This window comes from Rhodothermales bacterium (assembly GCA_041391505.1).
Taxonomy (GTDB): Bacteria; Bacteroidota; Rhodothermia; order Rhodothermales; family JAHQVL01; genus JAWKNW01.
In genome coordinates this window covers 40738-65476 of the sequence record JAWKNW010000001.1, presented here as the reverse complement: position 1 = coordinate 65476, position 24739 = coordinate 40738, and the positions used below count along the sequence as shown (strand labels likewise).

At 61.9% G+C, this 24739-nt stretch carries 18 protein-coding genes; 1 reads left to right on the top strand and 17 read right to left on the bottom strand.

Features of this window, described 5'->3' with window-relative positions; translation table 11 throughout:
- Window positions 1-798 (top strand): hypothetical protein, encoded by a 798-nt coding sequence (locus R2834_00260; GenBank protein MEZ4698732.1) that lies wholly within the window; start codon window positions 1-3, stop codon window positions 796-798.
- Here R2834_00260 and wbaP read toward each other — a convergent pair.
- The 17 genes from wbaP to gmd all read right to left on the bottom strand — a co-directional run bounded on the left by wbaP (window position 792) and on the right by gmd (window position 24694).
- Window positions 792-2180: an undecaprenyl-phosphate galactose phosphotransferase WbaP gene (gene wbaP, locus R2834_00255; protein ID MEZ4698731.1), complete on the bottom strand. Its 1389-nt coding sequence runs from the start codon at window positions 2178-2180 to the stop codon at window positions 792-794. The genes R2834_00260 and wbaP overlap by 7 nt on opposite strands.
- Window positions 2181-2687: 507 nt before the next feature.
- A complete protein-coding gene (locus R2834_00250) occupies window positions 2688-3638 on the bottom strand; it encodes a UDP-glucuronic acid decarboxylase family protein (protein MEZ4698730.1) in 951 nt (316 codons plus the stop codon).
- Window positions 3639-3668: 30 nt separating this feature from the next.
- Window positions 3669-5033 (bottom strand): UDP-glucose/GDP-mannose dehydrogenase family protein, encoded by a 1365-nt coding sequence (locus R2834_00245; GenBank protein MEZ4698729.1) that lies wholly within the window; start codon window positions 5031-5033, stop codon window positions 3669-3671.
- Between the two features lie 321 nt (window positions 5034-5354).
- Complete coding sequence (locus tag R2834_00240) at window positions 5355-7082, bottom strand: bifunctional sulfate adenylyltransferase/adenylylsulfate kinase (GenBank protein ID MEZ4698728.1); 1728 nt, start codon at window positions 7080-7082, stop codon at window positions 5355-5357.
- Between the two features lie 15 nt (window positions 7083-7097).
- On the bottom strand, window positions 7098-7883 hold the full coding sequence (locus tag R2834_00235; protein MEZ4698727.1) for a WecB/TagA/CpsF family glycosyltransferase: 786 nt from the start codon (window positions 7881-7883) through the stop codon (window positions 7098-7100).
- Window positions 7884-7995: 112 nt separating this feature from the next.
- Window positions 7996-9243, bottom strand: a complete 1248-nt coding sequence (locus R2834_00230) for a glycosyltransferase family 4 protein (GenBank protein MEZ4698726.1) — start codon at window positions 9241-9243, stop codon at window positions 7996-7998.
- A 122-nt stretch (window positions 9244-9365) separates the two neighbouring features.
- Window positions 9366-11330, bottom strand: coding sequence for a right-handed parallel beta-helix repeat-containing protein (locus tag R2834_00225; protein ID MEZ4698725.1), 1965 nt, complete (start codon window positions 11328-11330; stop codon window positions 9366-9368).
- A 413-nt stretch (window positions 11331-11743) separates the two neighbouring features.
- The gene (locus tag R2834_00220; protein ID MEZ4698724.1) at window positions 11744-12757 is read right to left on the bottom strand and encodes a glycosyltransferase; all 1014 of its coding nucleotides are present in this window, start codon (window positions 12755-12757) and stop codon (window positions 11744-11746) included.
- Between the two features lie 86 nt (window positions 12758-12843).
- Window positions 12844-13713, bottom strand: coding sequence for a glycosyltransferase family 2 protein (locus tag R2834_00215; protein ID MEZ4698723.1), 870 nt, complete (start codon window positions 13711-13713; stop codon window positions 12844-12846).
- 46 nt (window positions 13714-13759) lie between these two features.
- Window positions 13760-14650, bottom strand: a complete 891-nt coding sequence (locus R2834_00210; GenBank protein MEZ4698722.1) for a glycosyltransferase family 2 protein — start codon at window positions 14648-14650, stop codon at window positions 13760-13762.
- 197 nt (window positions 14651-14847) lie between these two features.
- Window positions 14848-15837, bottom strand: coding sequence for a hypothetical protein (locus R2834_00205; protein ID MEZ4698721.1), 990 nt, complete (start codon window positions 15835-15837; stop codon window positions 14848-14850).
- A 43-nt stretch (window positions 15838-15880) separates the two neighbouring features.
- Window positions 15881-16861 carry a sulfotransferase gene (locus R2834_00200; GenBank protein MEZ4698720.1) on the bottom strand — a complete coding sequence of 327 codons (981 nt, stop codon included), beginning with the start codon at window positions 16859-16861 and terminating at the stop codon, window positions 15881-15883.
- Window positions 16858-18270: an oligosaccharide flippase family protein gene (locus R2834_00195; GenBank protein ID MEZ4698719.1), complete on the bottom strand. Its 1413-nt coding sequence runs from the start codon at window positions 18268-18270 to the stop codon at window positions 16858-16860. Before R2834_00195 ends, R2834_00200 begins: the two co-directional genes overlap by 4 nt.
- Window positions 18271-18378: 108 nt before the next feature.
- A complete protein-coding gene (locus R2834_00190; protein ID MEZ4698718.1) occupies window positions 18379-19215 on the bottom strand; it encodes a sulfotransferase domain-containing protein in 837 nt (278 codons plus the stop codon).
- A gap of 44 nt (window positions 19216-19259) precedes the next feature.
- Window positions 19260-20702 carry an O-antigen ligase family protein gene (locus R2834_00185; protein ID MEZ4698717.1) on the bottom strand — a complete coding sequence of 481 codons (1443 nt, stop codon included), beginning with the start codon at window positions 20700-20702 and terminating at the stop codon, window positions 19260-19262.
- A gap of 129 nt (window positions 20703-20831) precedes the next feature.
- A complete protein-coding gene (locus tag R2834_00180; protein MEZ4698716.1) occupies window positions 20832-23459 on the bottom strand; it encodes an alkaline phosphatase D family protein in 2628 nt (875 codons plus the stop codon).
- Window positions 23460-23620: 161 nt separating this feature from the next.
- Entirely contained in the window at window positions 23621-24694 is a 1074-nt protein-coding gene (gene gmd / locus R2834_00175; protein MEZ4698715.1) for a GDP-mannose 4,6-dehydratase, read from the bottom strand.
- Window positions 24695-24739: the final 45 nt, after the last annotated feature.

The window sequence follows — 24739 nt, the reverse complement described above, 5'->3', positions numbered from 1 at the left end:
ATGCACGAACGACGTCGCTCACCGCGCAGCCTCCTGGCGGCGCTGCTTCTCCTGGGCTGGCTCGGCTCGCTGACGCCGGCGTGGGGCCAATCCTTCGCCGTCGTCCAGCTGGAAAGCAACACGCCGGAAGCCCTCTTTTACGCCGACTCGCTCTACCTGGGCAAGGCGGAAACGCATCTCTTTCTCGTGCCCCGGGCGACGAGGCAGCTTCGGCTCATCTACCCGACCGCCGACGTGTGGTCCATGACGCCCGTGCAAATGCCGGTGGACCTCCGCACGGTCGACACCCTGCAGGTCGCGCTCGACTTCATGTATCACTATTCGATCAAGACGGTGCCGTTCGATGCGAATGTCTTCCTCGAAACGCCGGACGGGCGCGCGCTGCTGGGGACGACGCCGCTGCTGTATACGGCGCCGGATCCGCTCATGGGCATGCTGCTGGTCCAGAAAGACGGCTACGAATTGAAGCGATTTACGCCCGGGGACCGCGTCTGGAATCGGCTCGACGCCGATCTGGAGCCGATCACGGCGATCGTTGCGCTGGATGCGCGACAGGAACTGGCGCGACGCACGCGTAGCAAATGGCTGAACCTGGCGCTGGGCGGTGCCGCCATCGCGTCGGGCGTCCTGGCGGTGCATTACAAGATGAAGGCCGACTCCCGGTACGACGCCTATGCGGAGGACGGCGATCCGAGGTTGCGCGCCGGCTTCGAGCGATACGACCGTCGCGCCTATGTCGCGCTGGGCGCCATGCAGGTGGGCGTCGGCGTGCTGGCGATCCGGCTGGTGCGTCAGTAGGCGCCGGAGCCCTTGAGCACGGCCGAGATGGTGCGGAAGAGGATGACGGCGTCGAGCCAGAGCGACCAGTTGCGCACGTAGTAAGGATCCCACTGCTCCATCCCTTCATTGCCGGTGTCGCTCCGGCCGGAGACCTGCCACAGCCCGGTGATCCCGGGGCGGACGCGTTCGCGCAGCTCGCGGACACGACGGGGCAGTTCGTTGCAGTGATAGGTCGGCAACGGACGCGGGCCCACGAGCGACATTTCACCCCGGAGCACGTTGAACAGCTGCGGGATCTCGTCGAGGCTGGTGCGCCGCAGCAGCCGGCCGATGCGCGTGATGCGCGGGTCCTTGCGCAGCTTGTAGAACGTCTCCCATTCCGTCCGCAGCGCTTCATCCTCTTCGAGCTTCTGACGAAGCACCGCCTCGGCATTCGGCACCATCGTGCGGAATTTGAACGTCCTGAACATATGGCCGCCGCGGCCCACGCGTTCCTGCAGGAAGAACGGGCTCTGTTTGTCCTCCATGTAGATCAGGAGCGCCAGCAGGGCGCAGACCGGAAACCAGAGCGGGCTGGTCAGCAGCACCACCGTGATGTCGAACGTCAGCTTCGCGACGCGCGAAAACGGGTTGATGAGGTTGGACGTGATCTCCAGACCGAGGAGGCCGCTCAGGTCGCGCGGCTTGACCCAGAGAGAAGGCGTCTCCAGCAGGTTCGGTACCAGGAGCACCGACCGGTAATAGGAGAGCGGGCCTTCGAGGAGTTCGGTGGCGCGGGCGCTTGTCATGCTCGGCATCGCCAGGATGGCCACGGAGGCCTCCGGCGTCACCAGGTTGGTGCCGCCTTCGATGGGGACGTTCAGCAGCGCCGTATTCCAGGAAGCCGGATCGTCGTCGAAGATGCCGATCGGTTTGTAGCCGAGCCCCTTTTCCGCCTGGAGGAAGCGCACGATACGTTCGGCGAACTCGCCGCCCCCGTAGATTACGGTCGGAAGCCCCCACAATCCCAGCTTGATGAGGAGGCGCTTCACCACCAACCGTACCAGCGGCACGGTAAACACGCTGAACATGAATGACAGCGTGAGCGTGATACGGCTGACGGATTCGGATTGCTTGCTGATGAAGAGCACCACGGCGGCGCCGGCGAAGATGACGACGAGCAGCAGGGTGGTGCGGCGAAGCTCTTCCACGGGCCCAAGACCCCAGCTCGGCAGCAGGTGCGTGGCGGCCGATCCCACCCACCAGGCAGGAATCAGGTACCAGGCCCATTCGGGGATCAGCAGGGCGCCTTGCCAGAAATAACGGATCGAGCCGGCGAGCAGGAAGCCGAGTACGATCGCGATCATGTCGCTGGCCGCGAGAACGAGGATATTCTGGAGCCGATGCCTGAGATAGGACACCAGCCATTCACCTTTACGTGGAAGCCGTTCGTAAAAGGTGCGCTCAGAAAGTACCTCTACAAGTTCCATCTACTATGACCTTAAACAAAATGAGTGACCTGGGCGCCTGTACCGCGGCAGAGTTGGAAGTGGGTACAGACTCCGGGTGCAGACCTGGGGGTGAAGTGTAATCAAAGATACTGGTTCACCCGGGCAGACCGTTCAACCTTGAGCGCAAGCGACATGCGCCAACAGGATGTTGAGGCGTATCGGAAACGATCTTTGGCGAACGGTGGCGCTTTCGATTGGACTACGTAACCCGTAGCCGATGGGCTCATCGCTTACGCCGTCTGCTACCTCGACAGTCGTGTCAGATGCGCCTCGCGCCGAAAAAGACGACGCGAAAAGACGCGAGCCCTGAGCACACGAGCCCGCCTCCCTGAACGCATCATGCCGGATGCGCGCCCCGCTGACCCGGTGGGGCGGCGAGAGCAGGCATCCGGCATGAAAATACGACGGAAGGAGCTATCAATGCTGGTGCATCGCCGCTTCTTCGTGACGGAAATAGGCCAGCGTGCGGCGCAACCCTTCGCGGCGTTCGACCTGGGGCGACCAGTTCAGGATACGCCGGGCCTTGCTGATGTCCGGCTGGCGCACCTTCGGGTCGTCGTCCGGAAGGTTTTTGAAGATGATCTCACTCTGACTACCCGTGAGCGAGATCACCTCCTGGGCAAAGTCCAGGATCGTGATTTCATCCGGGTTGCCGATGTTGACCGGCCCCGTTTCGTCGCTCATCAGCAGGCGGTAGATACCCTCGATCAGATCGTCCACATAGCAGAAGGAACGCGTCTGGCTGCCGTCGCCGTATACGGTGATGGGTTCGCCGTTGAGCGCCTGCTTCATGAACGTCGGCAGGGCGCGTCCATCGTCGAGACGCATCCGGGGGCCGTACGTGTTGAAGATGCGCACGAGCCGGGTGTCCACGCCGTGGTACCTGTGGTAGGCCATCGTCATGGCTTCAGCGAAGCGCTTGGCCTCATCGTAGACCCCGCGGAGCCCGATCGGGTTGACGTTGCCCCAGTATTCTTCCGACTGCGGGTGCACCAGCGGGTCTCCGTAGACCTCGCTCGTGGTCGCGAGGAGGAAGCGGGCGCCCTTCGCCTTGGCCAGGCCGAGCGCCTTGTGGGTCCCCAGCGCGCCGACCTTGAGCGTCTGAATCGGGTATTTCAGATAGTCCACGGGCGAAGCCGGGCTCGCGAAGTGCAGGATGTAATCCAGCGGTCCTTCGACGTAGATGTAGTTGGTTACATCCAGCTCGATAAACGTGAACTGCGGATTGCCAATCAGGTGCGCGATGTTATCGGGCCGGCCTGTTATAAAATTATCGACACAGAGAACCTCGTGACCTTCCTGGATAAAGCGGTCGCAAAGATGCGAACCCAGGAAGCCGGCCCCGCCTGTGACAAGTGTACGTTTCATATTCCGTTACTGCTACGCCAAATCAGGAATCTATCGCTGCATTTCAACGGCGTTCACGTTCGCGGGAACGTGAGGGCGTCCGATCGAAAAGTAGGTAAATCCTTTGTTAGCCATCGTTTCGGGTTTATACAGATTGCGCCCGTCGAAAATCAGCGGCTGGCGCATCATGCCACGCATCTTATCGAAGTCAGGGCGGCGAAACTCATTCCATTCCGTGCAGATCACGAGCGCATCGGCGCCGTCGAGCACGCTGTAACTGTCTTCATGATACGCGATCGTGTCGCCGAGTTCGGCGCGCGTCGTCTGGATTGCCTCGGGGTCGAAGGCGTGGATGTCCGCGCCGTGCGCCTGGAGGCCCCGGATGATGACATGCGCCGGCGCCTCACGGACATCGTCCGTGTTCGGCTTGAAGGACAGCCCCCATATGGCAATTTTCTTGCCGCGGACGTCGCCGCCGAAGTGGTTCAGCACGCGGTCGACGAGCAGGCCGCGCTGGACCTCGTTTATCTCGAGCACGGCGTTCAGCACCGCGAAGGTGTACCCGTATTCATCGGCCGTATACTTGAGCGCCTTGACGTCCTTCGGAAAACAGCTGCCCCCGAACCCGATGCCCGGATACAGGAACTGCTTCCCGATCCGGCTGTCGAGGCCGATGCCGACGCGGACCATGTCCACGTTGGCGTCCACCTTCTCGCACAGGTTCGCGATCTCATTCATGAACGTGATCTTCGTGGCGAGGAAGGAATTCGCGGCATATTTGGTCATTTCGGCGGACCGCGGGTCCATGTCCAGGATCGGGTTGCCCTGGCGGACGAACGGTTCGTAGAGCGAATGCATCAACTCGGCCGCGCGCGGGCTGGTCGACCCGATGACGACGCGTTCGGGCTTCATGAAGTCGTCTACGGCGACGCCTTCACGCAGGAATTCGGGATTGGAGACGACGTCGAAGTGTTCGCCCACTACCAGCTCGCGCGCTTCGAGTACAGCGCGAACCTTGTCGGCCGTGCCGACGGGCACGGTGCTTTTGTTGACGATCACCTTGTAGCCGAGCGCGGGATCCTTGCGCAGCAACTCGGCAATGTCGGCCGCTACGCCGAGCACGTAGGAAAGGTTTGCCGAGCCGTCGTCCGCCGAAGGCGTCGGCAGCGCGAGGAAAATGATCTCGGCGTGCTGCACGGCTTCCAGGAGCGACGTCGTGAAATGCAGCCGCTCCTCGCGGAGGTTACGATCGAAAAATACCTCGAGGCCCGGCTCGAAAATGGTCAATTTGCCCGATTTGAGACGGTCGACCTTGGATTTGTCAATATCGACGCAAACCACCTCGTTGCCCATCTCGGCGAAACACGTTCCCGATACGAGGCCTACGTACCCAGTTCCGATAATGGCGATGTTCATGAGAGCTCAGTGTTTTGAAACCTACTTATCAAAAATGAGACCGTGGGTGGCGTCGAACGAAAGATCTCCTGCGTACGTCGCACACGGCAATACGATCCATTCAGGGGAAAGAAAACGGCCGGGATCCGGCGCCTTCAGAAGTGGACGGGGGGCCTAGAGAAATGAGTCCGAAACCGCGTCAGTGGGTGATGCGCGGCGCCCTCCAGTACCCGATCCGTCGTATCGCCGGGCGCGTGTAGCGGACGCGGCCGGCGCGAAAAAAGAACGGACGGAGGAAGCAGGCTTCCTCCGTCCGTTCGGCACAGCATCGGGATCGAACGATCAGTCTTCCTTGCGGAGATAGCCCAGTTCGAAGAGCTTGCGGAGCACCTTTTCCGCGCTCTCGTCGATCGTTTCGGTCTCGGTCGAGCAGACGACATCCGCGTTTTCCGGGATTTCGTACGGATCGTCGATACCGGTGAAGCCCTTGATCAGGCCGGCGCGCGCCTTGGCGTAGAGGCCCTTCGTGTCGCGCTTTTCACACGCTTCCACGGAGGCGTCGACATACACCTCGATGTAGCCGCCGTAGGCGCTGATCGCGTCGCGGTTGGCCTGGCGGTCATCGGCGTACGGCGCGATCGGCGCGCTGAGGCAGATGCCCCGGTGCTTGGTGATCTCGCTGGCCACGTAGCCGATGCGCTGGACGTTCGTCGAGCGGTCTTCCTTCGTGAAGCCGAGGCCCTTCGTCAGGTGCGTGCGGACGACGTCGCCGTCGAGCAGCGTCACCGGCCGGCCCGAGTGCTCGAGCAGGCGCGTCATGAGCGCGTTGGCGATGGTCGACTTACCCGAGCCCGAGAGGCCGGTGAAGAAGACCGTGAAGCCCTGCTGATGCCGCGGAGGATGCGTCGTGCGCAGCTCTTCCACCACGTCCGGGTACGAGAACCAGGCGGGGATTTCGCTGCCTTCCTGGAGCCGCTTGCGCAGTTCCGTGCCGGAGATGTCGAGCGTCTTCTCGCCTTCCTTGATTTCGTCGACCGGTTTGTACATGTCCAGCTCGGGCACGTACACCATCATCTTGAAGTCGACCATCTTGATGCCGAGCTCGCCTTCGTACTTGGTGACGAGTTCCTGCGCATCGTACGGGCCGTAGAACGACTTGCCGGTGCTGTCGTTGCCCGGGCCGGCATGGTCGCGGCCGACGATCAGGTGCGTGCACCCGTAGTTCTTGCGGATGATCGCATGCCAGACGGCCTCGCGCGGACCGCCCATGCGCATCGCCAGCGGAAGCAGGCTCAGGTGAGCGCGGTGCTCGGGGTAGTGGTTGAGCAGCTTCTTGTAGCAGCGCACGCGGGTGAAGTAGTCGATATCGCCCGGTTTCGTCAGGCCGACGACCGGGTGGATCAGCAGGTGCCCGCCGACTTCGGCCGCGGCGCGGTCCGAAATCTCCTTGTGCGCGCGGTGCATCGGGTTACGCGTCTGGAACGCAACGACCTTTTCGGCATTGCGGCCTTCGAATTCGGCGCGCAGGGCCCGCGGCGTGTGGCGAAGCTCCATGAAGTCGTAATGGATCGGCAGGCGAACGCCTTCGAGCGTGCCGCCGATATAGTAGGCGCCGGCCTGGTCGAACAGGTAGGCGACCGCCGGATGCTTCTTGTCGAGCGAGCCGAAGACCTTTTCCGCCTCGCGCTCCTTGTTGGGTTTCCACACGTCGGAAACCGTGATGAGCGCGATCAGCAGGCCGGTCGGATCACGGAGCGCGATCTTGTCGCCGCCCTTGTAATCCTTCGCCGTAGCTTCGTCCACATCGAGCGTGATGGGCATCGGCCAGAGCGTTCCGTCGGCCAGACGCATCGAGTCCACGACCTGGTCGTAATCCTTCTGCGACATGAAGCCGCGCAGCGGCGAGAAGCCCCCGTTGAGGAGCAGTTCGATGTCGCACAGCTGACGCGCAGTCAGGGTGATGGAGGGGAGATTGATGGCTTCCTGAATCGCGGCATCCAAGTTCTTGTCCTTCAACAGGAGCTCGCAGAGTTCACCACCGTGAGGTTCGATCAGGGTCAAAGTACTCATCCTTTCTTTTTTTGGTTATCGTTTCTTGTTGTCGCCAGTATTGGCACGCTGTCCGAGCAACTGTCGCAGAAACAGCACGACAAAGCGAGGGTTGTGCTTCATATAGCGTTTCCAGAGCCGGCGTGGCTCCATGGCCAGGCGAAACGCCCATTCCAGACCCAGTCGCTGGAGGAAGGACGGCGCCTGACGCACGCGGCCGGTATGGAAATCGAATGCGGCCCCGACGCCTAACATGACCGCATGTAGTTTGTCTTTGTGCTCCGCCATCCATTTCTCCTGCTTCGGGCAACCGATGCCTACAAACAGGATGCGTACGCCGGATTCATTAATCTGCCGGGTATACTGGGCGTCTTCTTCCGGGGTCAAGGGACGGAACGGTGGGGCGATTTTACAACCGATCTGCGTGCCCTTGAATCGTTCGGTCAGGAACGACTCGAAAGCTTCGAGGCTTTCCGGCGTCCCGCCGTACAACCCGATCGGGATGCGTTGCCGGGCGGCCTCCTCGCACACGTGGAGCGTGAGGTCCGGACCGTAAACGCGGGTCGCTTCATCGACGCCCATCAGCCGGAGCGCCCAGACGAGGGGAACCCCGTCCGGTGTGACGAGATCGGCACTGTTCACGATCTGGCTGAACGCCGGGTCGTCGTGCGTCTCCATCACCATATGCACGTTGGCCGCGCATACGTAGCGGGCGCGGCCTTCCTGGGCCCAGCGCACTACTTTTTGCGTCGCGTCGGGATAACTCGTCACATCAACCTGCATGTTGAGGATGTTGCGACTGTCCCTGGTGGCGCTATGCATACGGATTGACGGTGAGAGAGTCGATGATACGCTGCAGTAGGATACACACCCGATTCTTCGTATCAGCCCCGGCAAAATGCTGAAAAAGACACCGCTATGGCTGATAAAGAGGTCATGAATATCCGTGAACCGATTCCTGTTCGACCTTTTTCCCCAGGATCGTCTCATATAACCGGGTAACGCGTTCGGCTTTGAGCGTCCACTCGTTCAAACGCGCGAAGTCGAGCCCTGTCTGGCTCATGCCTTCGAGCCGCTCCGGCTGCCGGTACAGGGTTTCGATGGCGGCAGCGAGGGCGGCGGCCGTCGCTTCGGGCGAGGTTACGGGGACGCGCAGGCCGGCGTTGTCGGGCACGAAATCATGCGCACCCTGGTGGTCGAGCGTTACGACAGCGAGGCCATTGCTCATGGCCTCCAATAACTGGGAGCCGAACGAATCCCGCAGGCTCGTAAAAAGAAATAATTCGTGTTCTTCGTAGGCGCGTTGCACCTCGTTCCAGGGCACGCGTCCGGGCCAGGTCACCCGGTCTGTCAGGCCCAATTCGGCGATCCATTGGTGTACGTGTACCTCCTCCGGGCCATCGCCGAGTATCGTCATCCGGAACGGAATCTTAAGTTTCGCCACGGCTTCCAGCGAGAGCCGGAGCGCTTTCCGCTCGAGGAGGCGCCCGACCCACAGGATGTGGGCGGTGTCGTCGCGGAAGCGCCGTTTCGGCTCGGCGGCATAGTAGGAGGCCGGCAATCCCGTGTCCAGAAACAGCTCGGTCCGGCGCGCGCCCATGCGCCGGGCGATGCGGAGCGTCTCGCTGTTCGTGGCCAGCAGCAGCGTCGTATTCCGGAGCATCCGCCGCGTCGCGCGCAGATGCGGGAGCCACCGCTCCGTAATGTGGGTGCGGATGGCCTCCTGGCGCCACCGCGTCGGGAAGTACCTCGAGAACGCCGCCGGCGCGACCTGGCCGCCGCCCACGGGGCCAAACACGAACGGCTTGCCGAGCCGCCAGAGCCAGGAGCCGCCGATCAGGCTGCCCCACGTCACGTGGTGCGCCAGGTCGATCGGCTGCTCCGCGACAATCTCCCGGCCCTGACGGAAGGCGGCGCGCTGCCACAGGAAGTAGTGCGCGTAGACGCCGAACAGGCCTTTGATAAACCGCTTATAGCGCGCCGGGATGTCGACGAAAACAAAATGCAGATTCGGGATGGGCGCCTCCTCCATCGCGCGCTCGATCGCTTCGCGCGCCAGGGGACGGGTCATCACCCAGACCTCATGTCCCTGCTTCGCCAGATGGGTGGCCCAGTTCCAGCCGAAGCCTTCCTCCGATCCCCGGTTCGGTTCGCAGGCATAGGCCGATAACAATACTCTCATAGTCTGTAGGATCAGCGATGGGCGCAAACCGCGGGCCGGTGCGCGCATTGACGGCTGGTGCCGATGCTCGAATGGTGCGCCTAGTATTCATTGCGCCGGCATCGACGTGGCGGAATCCCACCTCACAGCGATCGCTTACCTGAGGACTGACAGGCCGGATCGGCCGGGAAGCAGGATATATAGCCCGTGATGTATTTGAGGATCAGGGACGCGTCGAACGCCGTGACGGCGCCGTCGCCGCTGGCGTCGGCCGAAGCGCGTCCCGAGAGATCCAGCAGTCCGCTCGCATGCTGGAGCACCAGCGAAGCGTCGAGCGCGGTTATGAGCCCGTTACCGGAGGCGTCGCCGGGAACGCCGGCGTTCGTGTCGTCCGGGGCGCCGTTCGAAAACTGATCGGCGCCGGGATCCGCGCTGGTGACAGGGCGAGGGTCTCCGTCGAAGTCGGCGAGAAGCGGCGGTATATCCGAAGGCAATGCAACCGCCTTTCCAATGATTTGCGAACCGTCGGCCAGTCTCCAGCCCTTCACCATGTCGGTGGTGTCAACCACGTGCGGCTTCGAAAGGTCCGCTACCATCGAATTGTAATCGGTCTGCGCGGCGTTCTGCCAGTCTTTGAGGCTCGACGATTTCGTGACGCTCGCACCGTTCGCCGGCCTGAACTGGAACGTGTTGAATTCGTTGGTCGCGTAATTCCGATACCAGAGCACGTTCCCGTCGCCCTTGTTGGTGCGGGCGTCGTCCACGTTGGCGTGTTCCTCGAAGGAGAGCTCGCTCGACTTGTGGTCGGAGTTGAGCACGATCTTCGTGTTGGCGACGAAGAGGTTGTTGTAATACCGATTGCCGGTCGCCTTGGCGCGGTAATCCGCCCGGATGCGCATGCCCCCGCCTTCGTTGGCCATCATCGTGTTATGGATGATGACGTTGCTGTTGGCCGCATGCACGAGCAGGCCGTAGCCGTAGAAGGAAGGGCGCGCAAAACGCGCGCGCGTCATCACGTTGTTGCGGACGATGGTGTTGTTCGTCAACAGCTCGAGGAAGAGGTTGACCCCGTAGTTGTTGTCGAAGACGCTCTGCTCGATCACGTTGTTGTAATTCTCGGTGTCGAGCCAGAGGCCGGGCCCTTCGTTATCCGAGAACGTAAGGTAACGGAACGTCGAGTTGGTCGTGTACAGCCACTTTCCGCCGCCGGACTCCCAGAACGGCTTGTAGCCCTTCCAGTTGTTGTACCGGCTCTCGGCATATTCGAGCAGGCAGCGGTCGCAGTATTCGCCGCGGATGCCGCTCATGCCGTTGCTGAAGGCGTACACGCCGCGTGCCACGTGGTTATTGCCCCGCATAAAGATGCCGGCGCCGTTGTTCCATTCGGCCGTCACGTTCTCGATGAGCGATCCTTCGCTGCCGACGCAAATCGCGCCGGTAAGCCCGTCGTTCGCCGTGTGCCGGAACGTCAGGTTCACAAAATGGAAGAAGCCGCGCTCCTCGCCGACGTTGCAGTTCGATTCGCTGCCGGACGGCGTAAAGAGGTTGTTAGACCGGCTCGTCTCCATCTTCGCATTGTTGGGGTTCTTGCCGTTGGGCAGCCACGCGAAGAGGGTGTTCGGATTGTCGGGCGAGCCCTGCAGGAAGAAGGTCCCTTCCTTGACATCGGCGCGGGTATACACAGCCTTGAGCATCTGCCCGTCCGCGATGACCACGTCTCTACGGCGCGCATCGTCGTCCTGTGGCACGCCGTCGTTGACGCGGCGCACCCAGAGCGGCGGCAACGTCCAGGTCATTTTCCAGACACTGCCGCCGTCGAGCGTCCACGTCCCGGCCAGCGGGGTGGCGCCCGAGATGACGACGTCTTCGCCCGGGTAGCCGACGTACGCGATCCGTTTTCCGCTCGTGCCGCCACGCGCGGGGATGATTTCACCGTAATAGACCCCTTCCCGGATGAGGATGGCGTCCCCGGGTTGTACGCTGCTATGTTGGGCGGCGTATTTGACTGTTGCCCAGGGCGCGGTCTCGGTGCCCGGGTTGGAATTGCTGCCCTTGGCCGCGTCCACCCAGTGGATCACGCCTCCTCCCGCCGTCAATACCACACGCACAGGCTGACAGGTGCCGTTTGCACCGCACATATTGCCTGGCCCACAATCCTGCTGGAGGTAACACTGCTGAGCGGAAGCGGGGGGTACGAGAAGAGCGGTAAGGAGAAGAGCGAATAGGTACACGATTCGATTAAATCGCATAGACATTCACCGTTGTCGAGTAGAAAGGTAACGTCGGGGGGAATCGTTCTGGATCTCGGATCCCGACAAAACAGAGGATGCGTTGGACGGGAGGGGGGCTTTCCGTCGTGTTCAGTGACACCACTCTGCTAAGGCATAATTATGCCAAACTCGATCCCGGCGAAGGGGTCCCGGGAAAAAAGATGGGCCGGCTCGTCCGCTTATTTCGCCTGCGCAAGTCGAAATGGCGGCAAACGCCCGGGGAAAGCGCTTCGAGGCGCTCCGACGCCGGGTCAGGAGGCGAGGTGGCGCTCCCGAACGTTCGTTTCCGTCCCGCCGGCCGGGACGTGCATCGCGTCCTCGAGGACCGAGATCACGCCCGCCCGCACCTGCTGATTCCAGGACGATCGGTACGATTCGAGATGCAATGGCTCCGTATTGAGACTCCGGATGCCGGCGATGATGGCCTCCGGCGTGTTCTCCACCAGGGTAGCCCATTCCCCGAAGAGCGTCTCGGAGAGGGTGGAGCGGCTGGCGATCAAGGGGGTGTTGGACGAAAGGGCTTCGCAGGCGCCGGACTGCTGCGTCGCGACCATGTTCGTGAGCGCGATGGCGGCCGTGCTCGTGCACAGCATCCGATGGTAGTCCTCCGTGCTCAGGAAACCCGTCAACTGGACATTCTTGCACGCCTCGATCCGCTGCCGGATCGCCGACGGTATTTTTTTGAGATCGGCCGTGATCACAAAGGTCATGTCCGGCACGCGTTCGATCACCTCGGCGATGGTGTCGACCGGTTCATCCGGGTCGAACGAGCAGATGAACAGGATCTTGCTGTCCTCACGCACCGCGCCCTGAACCTCGATCCGCTGCAGCGGATCGGCCACGACGAAAAACGGCTTCTCCGGATAGTCGGTGTGGAACAGGTCCAGCACCTCCGGATTGTGCACCAGCACGGCCTTGGCGCGGCGCATGACGGTGTTGAATAACGGGAGTTTGTGCCAGTAGGACTGGAAGACCCCGTTGTGGGCGTCGAGGATGTACGGCAGCTTGCAAATGATCGCCGGCAGCGCCGCATAGTGCGGCGGCGCCTGGACGATCGCGTAGCTCGGGCGCGTCCGAAGGATGTGGAAAACCGTTACGATGAGCTTGTACAGATAATCGAGCGGCCGCAGGCGCTTGCTGCGGAAGAGGTGGGGGATCCACTTGATCTCGGCGTCAAAAAGCGGCGCCAGCACCTCGGCGCGTCGCTGATACCCCTTCCAGACGATAAACAGACACCGCTCCTTGCGGGATGTATTCCTTTTCATGAACCCTTAGGGTCTGTATGAATCACAATGGTCATAGGGCGAACCCGCGCGCCCTGCCGCGCCGCGTTCGGGAGAGGGGCCGGCCCTCAGGCGGTGAGCCGGAGGCGCTTCAGGAAGTGTACCGTTACACGGATCATGTCGCACGTAAAAAATGACAGGAATTGGATCGGGGAAGTGGCTGTTTTGAGCGCGAAATAAAATCTGAACTTGACCCAGAACGACGAGCGGAAGTCGAAGAAATAACGCCGGGCATCGCTCAGCCGGTAGACCTCCTTCACGTCGAACTCGTACGTCTTGTTTACATGGCTGCGCACCACGGCGCTGTAATACACCACCTGACGGTACCCGCGGCGCGCGGCGCGAACGGGGAATTCCGTATCGCCCCGGTGCTTGAAGTGCACCTCGTCGTACAGCCCGATTTCCTTGAAAACGGAGACGGGCGCCAGCATGCCGCGGCCGGTCAGCTGGGAGACCTCGACGGCGTGATCCTCGGCGAACTCGGAAAGCCGCTTGCCCACATGCAGCACCCGGTCTTTCGCCGTAAACCAGTTCGTGATCCGGCCGCCATCCCAGATGGTATCTTCCGTCTCGATATCGACGACGACCGAGCCGACGAGCGTGCGCGGGTGCTGACGAGCGTAGGCGACGAGCCGGCTGACATACGTCCGGTCAAACTCGAGATCGTCGTTGATGATCAGCACGAAGTCGTCATCGGATGCCTGTTTCAGCACGTGCCGCAAGCCGGCGTTGGTGCCGCCCGTCCACCACAGGTTGCCGTCGCCGGCGATGATGTCCACCGTCGGAAACTCGGCGCGGATCATGTCGGACGTCCCGTCGGACGAGCCGTCATCCACGATGACCGTCCGAATATCGGGGTAGTCTTGCTGCTGAAGACACGCCAGAAAATGCTGGGTGATCGCCTTGCGATTGAATACCGGTGTGACGACGTAGACCATGCGGATAGGTAGATGTCAGAATACGGTTAGCCGGACGCGCGGTCGTTCAGGCGATAGGGCGCAGGCGGCGGTGTCCCAATCGGGCGGTCAGCGCGGAGACCGTCATGCGGACATAAGGTAATGACCCGTACAGCGGCCAGAGCAGGCCGGCGTATTTTCTGGCGAAATACATCCACTCGCGAGGAGGGAGGCCTTTCGGACCGGTTACCTGGCGCCAGCGCTCCCGCAGCGTGAGGCGCGTATCGAGCCAGCTCCCGTCTACCGGATTGGTCGCGCAGGTGCCGCAATAGCCCGGAGCGATCCAGACGGACACGCCGGCCTGGACGGCGCGCAGCGAATAATCGATATCGCCGATGGCGTGCGAGAAGCCGTCGTCCAGGTTGCCGACCTTCCGGGCCACCGCATCCGGGATCAGCACGCAGTTGCCGTGCATGATCACGCAGGGAAGCGGATGGTCGACGGGTTCGACGAGCTCAAACTTCAGGGGGTGCCAGGTGCTGCTCCGCACGGACCCGCCGTACGTGAGCGATCCCGTTTCGGGATCCTGCACCGAGCCGACGAGCATGTTCTGCTCGTAGCCGGCCTTTCTGAGCTGTCCGAGCGTATCCAGAAACCCGCGGAGGGTGCCCGGATACAGCTGCGTGTCGTCGTTGAGCCACAGGTAGTAGTCGGATCCGATGGACATCGCCTCGGCGAATGCGCTGCGCATCCCGCCGTTCCAGTACAGCGAGCCATCGCCTTCCAGCAGGCGCACCCCGGGAAAGGAGGACGCGATCGCCTCGCCGGTCCCGTCGGTGCTCCCGTCATCCAGTACGACGGCCGCGAGCGTGACGTCGTCCGGCACGGTCTGTCCGAAATACATCTCCAGGCACTTCAGCGTCAGCGGCTTCCTGTTGTGGCAAGCAAGGACGGCTGTGATGCGGATGGCTTCGGACATTGAGATGGAAGGAGGCTGCGTTGCGGCTGCAAGGGGATGGGCAACGGGCATCCGCAAGGGAATGGCCCAGCGATCGGTAAACTACACGAATCCAGGATGCGGCGTCTGTACCTTTCCAATTCGTCACACGACCGTGGGTTTCGCAGAAAGCCACGGCCATGCGCCGCCGTGGAAGTATCGACCGCGCCGGCCGGCGTTTAAAGCTTCTTGTTGCCGGTCAGCTTTTTGAGGCTTCTGGCCGCGTACAGCGAGACATGCTTCATAAAGAACTCCGCCGGGTTGCGACGGGCCAGTCGGATGCGCGTCCAGTCGATCGACAACGGCTGCTCCGCCGCATGCGAGCGTTCTCCGCCCGAAATGCATCGGATTTCGTTGATGTTGCCCACGGGCAGCGGCAGATCGATATCATCCAGATCGATGATGTCGATTTCCTTGAGCGTATCCTGATTGATGACCGCCAGGTAGCCCCGCGTCTTGTCGCGCGCGCCGCGCTCGGCGTGCTCCGAGAAGCCGATCACGATCTGGTTGTCCACCACCGAGATCCCCTTCGTGTGGCCGGGATAGGAGAGACGGGTGATGACTTCCTGGGTCTCGAGGTCGGCCACGACGAACTGGCCGGTCGAAGACCCATTGTAATACAGCCGGTTCTTTTCAAGGAAAACGTTGTGGCAACCGTGGTCCCAGATGCTGATCGAGTGCCGGAACGTAAAGCCGGCGCTCGGGTCGTGGTCGAGCACCGCCAGCTCGGTCAACGTGCGGCCCTTGTTATGCAACAGCGCATAAATCTGGTTGCCGCACGGGAAGACCGAGTTGATGTGGTTGTGGTCGAAGCTCTTGCCCTCGAAATGGTACGAGTGGTACGTCGATCCATCCAGCGTCTGGTAGACGATGTTGTTGAAGTCGGTATTCGTAAAGTAGATACCGTCGTTTACACAGCTGATCTGGTGGATCGCACCCGTTTCGCCGAGGAAGGGGATGGGGTCGGCCACCTCTTCGAGCGTCTGCCGGTCGAGGACACGTACCTTGCGGTCGTCTTGCTTGACGAGCACCGCATCGTACTGATCGTTGCGCAGAAATCCGATGCCATAGTGATGGCCGGTGGCGAGGGGGCGTGCGTCGAGGATGCGCCAGTTTTCGTCGAATGTCAGGGCAAACAATTGCGAGTGGGTCGCAATTAAATACGTCATGTTTCCAGTCTATTTTGGAGCGCCTGGGCTCGGGGTATTCGTACTAAAGGTGCGGATGCACGCGTCGTAACTGGGGGAGACGTCTAAGCTTGTCCTGGAGCAAACGGAGTTCCAGAAATTGGTAGATAAGGCCGTATGACATGCGGGCGATGTCTCCGCCCGTCCGTTTCAGCGAAAAAGGGATCGTGTCAAGCTCCTGACGAAGCGCCTCGATATCGTAGCCGAGCGTGGCGAGGCGTTCAGCCCCGAGCCAGTTCAGATACCGCCGGCACCACCATTTGCGGAGGGGGTTCCTGAGCGATTGTTTCCATTTTTCCAGAGAACGGTCACTGATAGACCTGTAGGCCTTGACGCCTGTGGGGTCGCCCATTTCGCCGGCCAGCTTCACGCTCTGAAAGTCTGCGATCATGGCCGGCTCGAACGGGAGACCGAGATACGTACACAGTTCATTGCAAGATAGTTCGGGCTCGGATATTAAGTCTTCATAACGAATGCTGAAGGCCCGATTCTCATATTTCTCATGCGCGGCGAACAGGCGCTCAAACCCCTCGTACAGGTCAATTTTGAAGAAATAGAGGTACCAGTGCCCCCGATGCCACGTGTCGAGCATCGAGGAGATGACGGAGAGGGGATTGCGCCAGAGGAAGACAAACCGTGCATCCGGAAACAGCTCGAAAATCTCGTCCAGGATGAGGTGATAACGAGGCGTCTTGTCGAGGAAAAAACGTGATCCCGGCCGCGCGCGATCGGTATACAGGCGCAGGGCGAACTCCCGCATGCCCTCGAGGAAAGAGGCGCGCCCGCTGGGCATCGCGGTGTAGAAGTCCTTTACCGCCTCGACGACGGCGTTCTGGTCGTAGCTGGTATAAATGCCCTCGCTGCGCAGGGCGCTCGTGAGGGGCAGCAACACCCAGGGCTCGGCCGCGGTGTCGATGGCCGTGTGTTTGGCGAGGATACGCTGGAGGAGCGTCGAGCCGCTTCGGGGCAGCGAGAACAGGAAAATGGGCTGTACGGATTCGCTCACGACGCGGAAGGGCCTTTTTTCGGACGATACAGGGCGACGGAGACGATTTTAAGCCGGTACCAGACGACAAACGCGGCGATGGTATTCCACAGGATGATCGACAGCGCCGTGGCGTAGGCCGCGCCGATGGCGCCGTAGGCCGTGATCAGCCCTACGTTCAGCGTGACGTTGATGATCGCCGTAAACCCCATGATCTTGGCCGAGTCGCGCTGGTGGCCGGTCATGTTCAGCAGCAGCAGCGCCGGCCCGGTGAACGCGTTGACGATCTGGCCGAGAATAAGCACCTTGAGCAGCGGCGCCGCCGCCCCGAAGCCTTCGCCGAAGATGGCCTCCATGTACGCGGAGCCGAAATACAGCACGACGGCCCCCATGATGGCTACCGCAAACACGGCATTCGCGCCGATGGTAACGATCTTTTGCAGGTCGCTGAGCTTGCTGCGTGAGAAAAGATCGGCCGTGATCGGGTAGAGAATGGCGTTCGTCGCCGTCAGCGCGATGATGAGCAACTGGGCCACCTTCGAGGCGACGTTGAAGATCCCTACATCATCGGTACCTGAAATGAGACCCAGGAGGATAAGGTCCGCCTCGAAAATGACGAGGTTGAACCCGGAGGTCCACATCATGTCCCGAGACGTGGTGTACCAGTTCTTGTTGTCGTAGACGGGCGTCGCCGTCCGGGTCTCGGCCGGCAGCGTGCGGCGCACCATCAGGCCGGCGAGGATCAGGGCGAGCAGCGTGGCGGCGAGGTTGATCACCATCGAGAACTCGGCGGAGATGTACTCCGAGCCCGCACCCGAATCGATGCGCCCCATCGTCGTCCAGCTGTACACCGCCAGCGTGAACAGGGCGATAAGCCCCGGCCGGGCGATGCGAAGCGGCACCTGCGACTGCGCCACGCGCTTGAAGCCATCCAGCACGCCTTCGCTCACCTGCAGATAGGAGAGCAGCGGCAGCGAAAGCAAGGCCAGCATCATCGTCTTCAGGAAGGTATCGCCCCCGTAATAGGCGCTGATAGGATCCCAGAAGAGCCACAGGATGGATGCGCCGAGCAAGGTGGCGCCGCACGAGATCAGGTACGTGGTCCGCCGGCAGAACACCATGAACCCGCGGATGCGGGCCCAGTCCTCCTGACCCCGGTAGGCAGCGAGATAACGAATGGCGGATTTGTTGAATCCCAGACGGCCGACGGTGGCCAGGACCGTCAGCCAGGCGAGCGCATACGAGTAGTCGCCGTAGGCCGGCCCCAGATGGTTCGTGAGTACCCCGGTCGAAAGAAACGCCACGCCCGCGGAGGCAATGCGCGCAACAAAGCCTCCGCTCGACCCGCGAACGAGTTGGGCAACGAGCCCTTTGCTGCGGATTCGAGCTAGAAACTCTCCCGCGAAACCCGAACGGGCCTGGATCTGCATTCTCAAATACGGGTTGCGAAGGGTAGGGACGCGCCCGCCGTGTGGGTCCTGAGGGGCGTCGTGTACTCGCAAAATAAAGTGAATAAATAGCTTCTGGCTACCGGAATATTAAGAAGATGCCAGGGTGTCCAGTTCCTTGTAGAGGTCGACATAGCCCCATCTTTCGATGATATCCCCCACCTTCTGATCCACGGCCGACAGCAGGTCCGCCGGGATTTCTTCCTGCCAGGATGCAATCTGTCCCTTGCGAAACGTGTGCCGTCCTGGCCCGAACAGCTCGCCGACCACCTGGTCGATGGGCGGGTTGGGAATATCGAGGGCCTCGGACAGCCGGCGCAGCGTGTCCCGCTGTATCTCGTCCGAGCCGCCGCCGCGATTGCCCACGAGATCCTCGAAACGGATCTTGAGCGTGTGCTCGGACGTCAGCCAGCCTTCGAGCGCCAGGCAGCGAATCCGCAGCGGCTCAAGATACGCGTTCGCAAAGCGCCGGCCGTTGAGAACGGCCTCGAACCGGTCCTCGAGCGAGAGCTTTGAATACTCTCCGTGCAGGACGTGCTCCTTGCGCTGGGCGACGTAATGCACGAACGAGACGAGCACCGCGCGGGGATCCCGGAATACGATGATCGGCGTGATGTCGTGCGCGACGACGGCGTCGAGCAGGGCGGTCGAGTAGCCGACATGCGCGGTGAAAAACGAACGGCTCGGCGCGCTTTTCAGCATGCGATGCACGGTGCTGCGCGCGATCTCGACCGGCGTGTCGATCCCGACGAGATAGCCCTGACGCATCGGCATCATGGAGAGCCGGCGCACTTTGCTTACGAGCCCCGGATTGAGGACCTGCGCCGAACCAATGTGGTTGCGCTCGGAATACCCCATCAATTTGAGGCACTTCGCCGTCAGGTGTGTGCCGGACTTGGGAAGCGAATTTATAAATGCTTTTTTCATCGCTGATTCGTCACGAACGCTCTAGGAGCGGGTCGAAGGGGGGGTCAGATGCGATTCTGGGCGTAATAGGCACGATAATACAGACGCGCAGCCTCCTTTTCCTCGGCATGATTCTGCGCTACCGCAAGCCCCATCCCGACGAACAACCAGGTAAAGGGCTCGAAGTCGTAGGCGACATAATAGGCGGACGCGCCGATCAGCACCACAAAACTCAGCAGCGCGGTCATCTTGTAAAAGGGATCGAGCGTTTCCTTGTACGTCCTGCGCAGACGGACGAGGGTTTGCAGGGCAAACATGAGGTAGAGGATGAGCCCAATGACGCCGATCTGGTACAATAACTGGATATATTGATTGTGGAGCATCGCTGTTACTATCGATCCGGTCGGCGACCGTAACTGAAAGTAGTTGCCGAGCCCCTTGCCCTCGAGTATGTGCGCCTTGCTTTGCGCCAGGGCATCCATCCACAGGTAGTAGCGCCAGCTGGCGGTCTGGTCCTCGGAAGGCGCCGTCAACGCCGTCATGCGCTCTCCAATATACCCGAACAGGTTGAGATCATCATAGACCAGCCCCAGCGTGATCGTGCCGACGATGGCGATAAACGCCAGCTTCATCACCATCCCCATCCGAAAATAGCCCATCATGAACAGGACGAAGAGGGAGACGATCGCGGCCAGCCAGACGGAACGGTGGCTGGCGATGATCGTGAGCGCCATGGAGATGCCGATCAGGCCGGCGAGCAGGACGTTGCTGCGCCACCAGAACCCGAACTGCTTCATCAGGAAAATGGCGAGCGTCCCCCAGAGGAGCGCGAGCGAGCCGTGCTGGTAAAGCCACTTGGCGTACGCGTTGAAAGAGAAATGGTGGACATAGCCCCCGCGAAACAGGCCGATGACGATGAACGAGAGCGTCATCAGCAGCAGGATCTGGAAGACGCGCCATTGATCCTGCCGGCTCCTAGCGAAAATGACCACATACGGGACGATCAGGATCTCGCGGAAATACGTCCGAAACTCGCCGATCGGGCTGACGATGCCGAACATCATCATGGACCGGGCGAGCTCGAAGACCATCCACCCCATAAAAATAGTCCACCACACATTTTCCCGGAGCAGGACATTTTTTGCCCGATAATCCCCGCTGAAAACCTTGATGGCCATGGCCGCCAGCATGGCAAAGAGGACCGGGTCTCCGTAGAGCATGTCGACCCCGCCGCCGACGCTGATCGAGGGTTCCACGTAGTTGGAGTAGTCCCAGATCACCATCTCGACCATGAGCTGGGTGGAAAGACCCCAGAGCAGGAGCATCACCCAGTGGTATTTATAGGCGATGAGCACGAGCCCGAAGGCGAAACACAGGCCGTTCAGCATCAGAACGACCTTTTCACCGCCGAAAACGAGGAACGCAAAGAACGACAGCGCGATGAGTACGACCGCGCTGATTTCTAACGGCGAACGCCGGCTTGAGCTTTTTTCAAGCAGGCTGGACATGGTATTCGATGCGTTTGAATTTGGGTGAAGGAGGAAGGCACTCCGCGCACGTCCTCTAGGTCGTCACGGCTCGAACTGGATGCGTTATCGACGAACAAGTACAGTGCCACAGGCGCTGTTTTGTTTCGTCTAAAGCGGCAAGCTTTGGATGATTCTGGCCTCCGCATTGGATGAACTGTGGGCCGTCATGACCAGTGCGGTGTCGGGTGGGATATCGATCAGGGTGGCGCCCCGCAGCCGGCCGGCCGCATCGGAGCGGAAGGCGCGGACGGGCTCGCCGGTCAGACGGGCCAGCTGGACGTCGGCCAGGGGAAGCGTGACGAGGTCGGGCAGCCGGCTGGTGCGCGGCCGTCCCATGGCCGAGCCGGGCAGCGTGAGCGACCCTCCGCCGCGCGGCGTGTCGTCGGGCGCGTCCACCAGGTTGCGGATGGCCAGCCGGGCCACGGGGTCGGCCGGCCGCGGGTCGAAAGCCATCTCCAGGAAATTCCAGTAAAACGGGCCGCTGGCCTCGTCGAGGTCGGGCGAATGGTAGTCCTCGTGGTACAGCGCGCTGACTTCCAGCGGGCGGCCGTCGTAGTCGGTCATCTGCCGGCCGAAGTTTTCCTTCGGCGTCCGCCCCGAATTGCGCCCGATGGGTCCGAAGCAGCACTCTGCCACCCCCTGATGGGTGTTCTTCATGATGCAGCCGTTGTGGACGTCGCCGTAGACGGTGACGATGCCGTCGCGGCTGCCGAAGAGCTCGAGCACGCGATCGGAGCCGGCGGCCACCCAGCCGGCGTAATCGGCGGTGACGCGATCGTCCTGGTTGAACATCAGCCGCGTGTCGTCGTCGCGCTCCACGCCCGACCAGATGGTGTGGAGGCCGTTGATCCCGGTCACGCAAATGAGCGGCGACGCGTCGGTCCGCACGTTCTGCTGCAGCCAGGCGAACTGTTCTTCGCCGAGGAGCGTCCGCGTGGGATCGGTACGGTCGTACAGATGCGGTTTGTGCCCCCAGCCGTTGTCGTCCCAGATCCGCGTGTCCTGCGAGGTGCGCCAGAGGCGGGCGTCCATGATGTAGAGCGAAAAATCGCCGGCCGGCGAACGCCATCGGCGCCAGTTGCGCGGGTTGGCGGTCGGATCCGGGTTTTCATCGCCGCTCATCAGGTGGCGCACCATCTGGAAGTTGCGGCGCATGTAGGCGGCATCCTGCCCGAGGTCGTCTTCCTGGCGGACGAGCCGTTGCTCGGGGCCCTTCACGTCGTCCATCCCGTAGTCGTGATCGCCGGGGTTGACCACGTTCCAGTGCCGCATCATCTGCCAGCGCGTAGTCGGGCCGGCGAGGGTGGTGGTGATCACCTTGTAGGCGTCGTCGGCGCTGGGCGGCGGAAACATCAGTTCGAGGTACCACACGTCGTCTTCCCAGAGCATGATCTGGAAGTCGTAGGCTTCGAGATGCTGGTACCCCTCGGGCGTCGGCTGGTCGTGCACGTACCACGCCTGGTACTTTTCGGCGCGGGGCAGGTTGGGGCCGTTGGCGTGGATGGAGTGGCAGCTCAGTCCGCAGAGCTTGTAGGGCGCCTCCAGGCGCGGTAAGCGGCCCGTATAGAGGCCGCTGGAAGGCACGGTCCCGATAAAACCTGTGCCGGCGCCCACGCTGGCCGTCCCGATGCGCGGGTCGGCGGTGTAATCGATGCCGTTTTTCCAGACCGTGTAGTACAGGGTTCTGGAGGACGGGTCGAAGGGCAGGATGGCCTCGAGTACCGCCGTGTTGCGGCGGTAGGCGTTCGTGATCACGGGCGCCTCGGCCGCGAGCGGGATCGATTCCCAGCCGGCCGCCGGCGTCTCCGTGTCCGCGATCCGCAACTGGGCCACGCCGCCCTCGTTCCGGAAAAGCGCCATGAACGTGCAGCGCCATATACCGTCTTCCTCCCGCAGGGAATCGAGCAGGGCATAGGCCACATGGAGCTCGTTGAGCGGAGTCTCCAGCATCTCGTTGTCGCGCGGCGCCAGCATGAGCTGACTGAAGGACATGTCGAGCATGCCGCGCCCGACGACGCCGAAAAAGCCTTCCGTGTAGGCTTCGCGGTTCGCATTCGGCACGGTGACGGAATGCCACGTGTCGTCGTAGAACAACATGGCTTCGATCGAGGCGTACCGGGGATCCGTACCGTCGACGAAGAGGAGGATGGAGCCGGTGTCGCCTTCCCGGGGTGGACGCGTCCGGATTTCGGCCCGGCTGTCCACCGGCTTCAGCGTATCGGCGGTGTGCGGATACACCCCGAACCGGCCGTCGTCCGTCCAGATCGCCATCCACGCGGCGGAGTCGCCGGCGCTGCCCGGAAGCAGCCGATCGATAAACGAATCGCCTTCCTGGCTGCCGGTCCAGCTCTCGTTGAGGCACTCGGAGCCGAAGCAGAGGCCGAAGAGGGCGTAGCCGGGGCGGTCCTGCCGGTTCGGGGTGCCTTCCCGGTAGGCCGGCACGGCGTGGATCGTAAAGTCGAGCTGAATGCTGTAGTTGCCCCGCAGCCACCAGTCGCGCCGCCAGATCATGCCGTACGGCAGCGACACATCGTAGTCGATCGGCATGTGCTGATCGCCGCGATTGCGCCAGTGCCAGGGAAACGAGTCGGTTGGCCGGCGGTCGCCCATGTTTTCGAGGCGCCGGCGCATCCGCTGGTTTTCTATCCGCCAGTACCCGGGGTTGACCGATTCCCACCCGTCGCCGAGGCCGAGGGCATCCTCTCGGGCGAAATCGTCCACAACGACCGTGCGCACGCCAGCGGCCGAGATTGACGTCCCGGGAGGACGGTCACTCGCCGTGGGTGCGCACGCGGAAAGTAGAAGGCTGCTGCCGAGGCCCGTCGCTCCAAGCGTGCCTACGGCCTGGAGAAATTGCCTGCGTGAAACAGACTCAGGTGCGTCCATTCGTACGGGGATCAGGCGACGTGACGTTCACGCAAGGTGAGTTCATCACGAGCCGCTTCCAGGTCCGAGTCGACCATGTCGCGCACCATCTCGTCGAGCGTGCAGGTGGCTTCCCAGCCGAGAACGGCCCTGGCCTTGGCCGGGTCGCCGAGCAGGAGGTCGACTTCCGTCGGACGGTAATAACGCGGATCTACCTCGACCACGACTTCGCCGTTGTCGGTCCGGTAGCCTTTTTCATCCTCGTCCGAACCCTTCCAGGCGACGGTGATGCCGACGGACGCAAACGCGGCCGTGCAGAAGTCGCGGACGGTGGTGGTTTTTCCGGTGGCCAGCACGTAATCGTCCGGCTGATCCTGCTGCAGCATGCGCCACATCCCTTCGACGTAGTCGCGGGCATGGCCCCAGTCGCGCTTGGCGTCGAGGTTGCCGAGATAAAGCTGCTTCTGCAGACCCAGGTGGATACGCGCCGCCGCCCGGGTGATCTTGCGCGTGACGAAGGTCTCGCCGCGAAGCGGGCTCTCGTGGTTGAAGAGGATGCCGTTGCAGGCGAACATGTTGTACGCCTCGCGATAGTTCACCGTGATCCAGTAGGCGTACAGCTTCGCGGCGGCATACGGGCTGCGCGGATAAAACGGGGTGGTCTCGCTCTGCGGAACGGCCTGGACCTTGCCGTACAGCTCGCTCGTCGACGCCTGGTAGAACCGCGTCGTGTCCTGCAGTCCGAGGATGCGGATGGCCTCGAGGAGGCGCAGCGTCCCGACGGCGTCGACGTTGGCGGTATATTCCGGCGTCTCGAAGCTTACCTGGACGTGGCTCTGGGCGGCCAGGTTGTAAATCTCAGTGGGCTGCACCTCCTGGACGATACGGATCAGGTTCGTCGAGTCCGTCAGATCGCCGTAGTGGAGAAAAAAGCGCGCACTGTCGACGTGCGGGTCGACATAGAGGTGATCGATACGCTGGGTGTTGAAGGAACTCGCGCGGCGCTTGATGCCGTGGACTTCATAGCCTTTTTTGAGGAGCAGCTCGGCCAGATAGGCGCCATCCTGACCGGTGATGCCGGTGATCAGTGCACAGGGTTTTTTCATGAGTGCAAATCTATAGAGATTATTGGATTACTTGGATTGACTCGG

Coding starts and splice junctions, on each gene's coding strand:
- R2834_00185 (MEZ4698717.1), bottom strand. CDS start 20,702: ATGTCCAGCCTGCTTGAAAAAAGCTCAAGCCGGCGTTCGCCGTTAGAA.
- R2834_00190 (MEZ4698718.1), bottom strand. CDS start 19,215: ATGAAAAAAGCATTTATAAATTCGCTTCCCAAGTCCGGCACACACCTG.
- R2834_00220 (MEZ4698724.1), bottom strand. CDS start 12,757: ATGAAAAGGAATACATCCCGCAAGGAGCGGTGTCTGTTTATCGTCTGG.
- gmd (MEZ4698715.1), bottom strand. CDS start 24,694: ATGAAAAAACCCTGTGCACTGATCACCGGCATCACCGGTCAGGATGGC.
- R2834_00215 (MEZ4698723.1), bottom strand. CDS start 13,713: ATGGTCTACGTCGTCACACCGGTATTCAATCGCAAGGCGATCACCCAG.
- R2834_00245 (MEZ4698729.1), bottom strand. CDS start 5,033: ATGAACATCGCCATTATCGGAACTGGGTACGTAGGCCTCGTATCGGGA.
- R2834_00210 (MEZ4698722.1), bottom strand. CDS start 14,650: ATGTCCGAAGCCATCCGCATCACAGCCGTCCTTGCTTGCCACAACAGG.
- R2834_00250 (MEZ4698730.1), bottom strand. CDS start 3,638: ATGAAACGTACACTTGTCACAGGCGGGGCCGGCTTCCTGGGTTCGCAT.
- R2834_00195 (MEZ4698719.1), bottom strand. CDS start 18,270: ATGCAGATCCAGGCCCGTTCGGGTTTCGCGGGAGAGTTTCTAGCTCGA.
- R2834_00230 (MEZ4698726.1), bottom strand. CDS start 9,243: ATGAGAGTATTGTTATCGGCCTATGCCTGCGAACCGAACCGGGGATCG.
- R2834_00240 (MEZ4698728.1), bottom strand. CDS start 7,082: ATGAGTACTTTGACCCTGATCGAACCTCACGGTGGTGAACTCTGCGAG.
- R2834_00260 (MEZ4698732.1), top strand. CDS start 1: ATGCACGAACGACGTCGCTCACCGCGCAGCCTCCTGGCGGCGCTGCTT.
- R2834_00205 (MEZ4698721.1), bottom strand. CDS start 15,837: ATGACGTATTTAATTGCGACCCACTCGCAATTGTTTGCCCTGACATTC.
- R2834_00235 (MEZ4698727.1), bottom strand. CDS start 7,883: ATGCATAGCGCCACCAGGGACAGTCGCAACATCCTCAACATGCAGGTT.